Source organism: Frankia sp. AiPs1 (assembly GCF_023716945.1).
Lineage (GTDB): Bacteria > Actinomycetota > Actinomycetes > Frankiales > Frankiaceae > Frankia.
The window spans coordinates 1-4,553 of the sequence record NZ_JAMQQF010000490.1 but is presented as its reverse complement, the minus strand read 5'-3'; the positions used below and the strand labels follow the sequence as shown (position 1 = coordinate 4,553).

At 70.2% G+C, this 4,553-nt stretch carries 2 protein-coding genes; both read left to right on the top strand.

The window, feature by feature from the left end:
* Positions 1-294: 294 nt before the first annotated feature.
* Complete coding sequence (gene icmF, locus ND748_RS25880) at positions 295-3,621, top strand: fused isobutyryl-CoA mutase/GTPase IcmF (protein WP_251748725.1); 3,327 nt, start codon at positions 295-297, stop codon at positions 3,619-3,621.
* Positions 3,622-3,805: 184 nt separating this feature from the next.
* On the top strand, positions 3,806-4,312 hold the full coding sequence (locus ND748_RS25875; protein WP_251748723.1) for a MarR family transcriptional regulator: 507 nt from the start codon (positions 3,806-3,808) through the stop codon (positions 4,310-4,312).
* Positions 4,313-4,553: the final 241 nt, after the last annotated feature.

Genomic DNA, 4,553 nt, shown 5'->3' with positions numbered 1-4,553 from the left:
AGTAGGACGCCGCCGGACTTACATACAGTGTGGGGTTGCCTTCGGGTGACCCCACACTTGTATTTGGGGAACTTTTTACGGGCTTCTTCCGCCCTCGGCGTGACTGCTGGATCTTCTGCTCGTGCCCGGCTCTCCCCGTCTGGCGGAGCTCCGAACGCCCCCCTGCGCTGCCCGTCCCGCCTCCATGATCCCTGGCCGCAGTCGCATCTGTCGGATGGACGTCCTACTATCGGAGGCCAGAGGGCTGTGGGCCGAGTGCTCCGGCCGGTCCGATCTCCCCCGGGGAGCCGCTCGATGTCATCCGACGCCCAGCAGTACTCCAACGCCCAGCAGGACGCGGCGGGCCTGCATGTCCCCGTGCACCCGGTCCGCATCGTCACGGCGGCCGCGCTGTTCGACGGGCATGACGCGGCGATCAACATCATGCGGCGGCTGCTGCAGGCCCAGGGAGCGGAGGTCATCCACCTCGGCCATGACCGTGGCGTCGAGGAGGTGGCCACCGCGGCGATCCAGGAGGACGCCCAGGGCATCGCCCTGTCCTCCTACCAGGGCGGGCATGTCGAGTACTTCAGCTACCTCATCGAGCGGCTCCGAGAACGCGGTGCGGGTGACATCCGGGTCTTCGGCGGGGGCGGCGGGGTGATCGTGCCGGCGGAGATCGAGCTGTTGGAGTCCCGCGGGGTCGCCCGGATCTTCTCCCCGCAGGACGGCCAGGCGATGGGTCTGGCCCGGATGATCAACATGATCATCGCTGGGTGCGACGTCGACCTCGCGGCCAACGGTCCGAAGCTCGAGGAAGTCATCGCCGGGGAGCAGGGCGCGCTTGCCCGGGCGATCACGGTTCTCGAAGCCGATCGGGACGGCGAGCTGGCGGCGGCGCTGCGGGAGGAGGCCGACGGGCGGCCCGCCGTTCCGGTGCTGGGTATCACCGGCACGGGCGGCTCCGGGAAGTCCTCGCTGACCGATGAGCTGCTGCGCCGCTTCCGCCTCGACCAGGGCGACGCGCTGCGCATCGCCGTGCTGGCCGTCGACCCGAGCCGGCGGCGTGGCGGTGGGGCACTGCTCGGCGACCGGATACGGATGAACGCCCTGGGCGACTTCGGTGTCGGCAAGGTCTTCTTCCGATCGCTGGCCACCCGGGCAGCGAGCAGTGAGGTTCCGCCCTCGGTACCGGGGGCGATCGCGGCCTGTAAGGCGGCCGGATACGACCTGGTCATCGTCGAGACCCCCGGCATCGGGCAGGGCGACGCGGCGATCGTGCCCTACTGTGACGTCTCTCTGTACGTGATGACGCCGGAATACGGCGCGGCATCCCAGCTCGAGAAGATCGACATGCTCGATTTCGCCGACGTGGTCGCGGTGAACAAGTTCGAGCGCCGCGGCGCCGAGGACGCCCGCCGTGACGTTGCCCGCCAGCTCGTGCGCAACCGGGCGGCGTTCGACCGGTCCTGGGAGGACATGCCGGTTTTCGGCACCTCCGCCGCGCGCTTTCAGGACGACGGGGTTACCGCCCTCTACCAGCACCTTCTCGGCCTGCTACGCGAGGTCGGCCTGGCGACGAGACCCAGCGTGCTGCCCGGCGTCGAGGTGCGCGCCGCGACCGGGCTGACGACCGTCGTCCCGGCGGCCAGAGTACGGTACCTGGCCGAGATCGCCGAGACGGTGCGCGGCTACCACGCGGAGACGGAACGGCAGGCCCAGCTCGCCCGCCGCCGCGAGCATCTGACCACCGCGCTCGACGCGTTGGGCGTTGCCTCGGCGGCGCAGGCCGGCGACCTGACCGCCCTGACCGCGTTGACCGCCCTGCGCGACGAGGCGGACGCGGCGCTGGCGCCGTGGACGAGGGAGTTGCTCGGGCAGTGGCCGGCGATCGTGGCCGAGCGGCAGGGCGAACAGCTCTCCTACACGGTGCGTGGCACCGAGATCCGCACACCGCTGCGCCGCCCGACCCTCGCCGGCAGCCAGGTCTCCCGCGTCGCGGTTCCGGCCATCGACGACGAGGCCCGCCTGGTGCGGTTCCTGCGCCGGGAGAACCTGCCGGGGTACTTCCCGTTCACCGCGGGGGTGTTCCCGTTCAAACGCGCCGGGGAGGCGCCGGCGCGAATGTTCGCCGGGGAGGGGGACGCGTTCCGGACGAACCGGCGCTTCCACCTCCTGTCCGCCGGGTCGCCGGCGACACGGCTGTCCACGGCCTTCGACTCGGTCACCCTCTACGGTCGCGACCCGGCCTCCCGACCCGACATCTATGGCAAGGTCGGCACCTCGGGGGTGTCGATCGCGACCCTCGACGACATGACGGCCCTGTTCGACGGTTTTGCTCTCGGTGCCCCCGCGACCAGCGTCTCCATGACGATCAACGGCCCGGCGCCGGCCATCCTCGCGATGTTCCTGACCACCGCGATCGACCAGCGGCTGGCCGCGTTCGTCGACGAACACGGCCGCGAGCCGAGCGACGACGAAGCCGCCGAGGTCACCGCCGGCGCGCTCGCCACCGTGCGGGGCACGGTGCAGGCCGACATCCTCAAGGAGGACCAGGGGCAGAACACCTGCATCTTCTCCACCGAGTTCGCGCTGCGGGCGATGGCCGACGTACAGGAATGGTTCATCGCGCACAACGTCCGCAACTTCTACTCCGTCTCGATCTCCGGATACCACATCGCCGAGGCCGGCGCGAATCCCGTCACGCAGCTCGCCTTCACATTGGCCAACGGATTCACCTACGTCGAGGCGTATCTCGCCCGGGGAATGCGGATCGACGACTTCGCGCCGAACCTGTCGTTCTTCTTCTCCAACGGGATGGACGCGGAGTACACGGTCATCGGGCGGGTGGCGCGGCGGATCTGGGCGGTTGCGATGCGCGAGCGGTACGGCGCCTCTCCCCGCTCGCAGATGCTCAAATACCACGTGCAGACCTCCGGTCGGTCACTGCACGCCCAGGAGATGGCGTTCAACGATATCCGCACCACCCTCCAGGCGCTGTGCGCGATCTACGACAACTGCAACAGCCTGCACACCAACGCCTACGACGAGGCCGTGACCACGCCCACCGAGAGCTCGGTGCGCCGCGCGCTCGCCATTCAGCTGGTCATTGACGAGGAATGGGGGCTGGCCGCGAACGAGAATCCCCTGCAGGGATCATTCATCGTCGATGAACTGACCGACCTGGTCGAGGAGGCCGTGCTCGCCGAGTTCGAGCGGATAAGCGACCGCGGTGGCGTGCTGGGCGCGATGGAGACCGGCTACCAGCGGGGCCGGATCCAGGATGAGTCGATGCTTTACGAGCGCCGCAAGCACGACGGCACGCTGCCGATCGTTGGGGTCAACACCTTCCTCGCCCCCGACCGCGCAGCCGGCGGCCCGGATCGCGCCGCCGACGCCGCCGGTCCCCTGGAGCTGGCCCGAGCCACCGAGGACGAGAAGCGTTCCCAGCTCACCCGCCTGACCGACTTCCAGCGTCGGCACGCCGCCGAGGCCGAGGCCGCCCTGACCGAGCTACGCGCGGTCGCCGCCGGCACCGGAAACACCTTCGCGGCGTTGATGAAGGCGGTCCGGGTCTGCTCGCTCGGTCAGATCACCCAGGCGTTCTTCGACGTGGGTGGCCAGTACCGGCGCAATGTCTGACATTCTCCGGCGGGGTGGCGCCGCACGGTGAGCTGAGCGTGGCGACCCGTAATCTCCGCGTACGCATGAGTCTTTGCCTGCACGTGGCGTCCTGGGGTGCAATGGACGCCGGCCGTCATCTGGGCGGTCCCTGGCCCGCCGGCCAGGTGGGAGACATCCCCTGAAGTGCAGGAGCGTCCAAGCCGTGGCCACCCCCAAACCGCTGCCCACCGACCCCATAGCGGAGGCCCACCGGCACTGGACCGCGCACGGCTGGGGCTCGGTGGCGGACGGGATGGCGGCCGTGACGTCGTTGATGCGCGCTCAGCAGATCATGCTCGCCCGCGTCGACGAGGTCCTGCGCCCGCTCGATCTGACCTTCGCCCGGTACGAGCTGCTCATGCTGTTGCTGTTCTCCCGCCGAGGTGCCCTCCCGCTGAACAAGATCGGGAGTCGGCTTCAGGTCCATCCGACCAGCATCACCAGCGCGGTCGACCGGCTGGAGGCCCGTGGTCAGGTCCGCCGCACCCCCCATCCAACCGACCGCCGGGCAATTCTCGCCGAGATCACCGAGGAGGGGCGGGCGACGGCGCTTGCCGCGACGGAGAAGCTCAACGGCACCGTCTTCGCCGACCCCGGTCTGGGCGACGGAGGCGTGCGGACGCTCATCGACCTGCTCACCGACCTGCGCCGGACTGCCGGTGACTTCTGAGCCGGCTGTCGGCCCCCCGCCGGTGACTTCTGAGCCGGCTCTCGTGCCACTGCCGGTGACTTCTGAGCCGGCTCTCGTGCCACTGCCGGCCCCGTTCCGGGTGCAGTGCGACCCCGGCCTCACGGTTCTGGCTCCGGCGGCCGCCGCCGCGGCCGCCGGTGGGATCGTGCTGCTCGGCGGATCGCCGCTGCGGCTGATGGCGCTGTCCGCCCCCGGCGCGCGGGTGTTCGCGGCGCTGCGC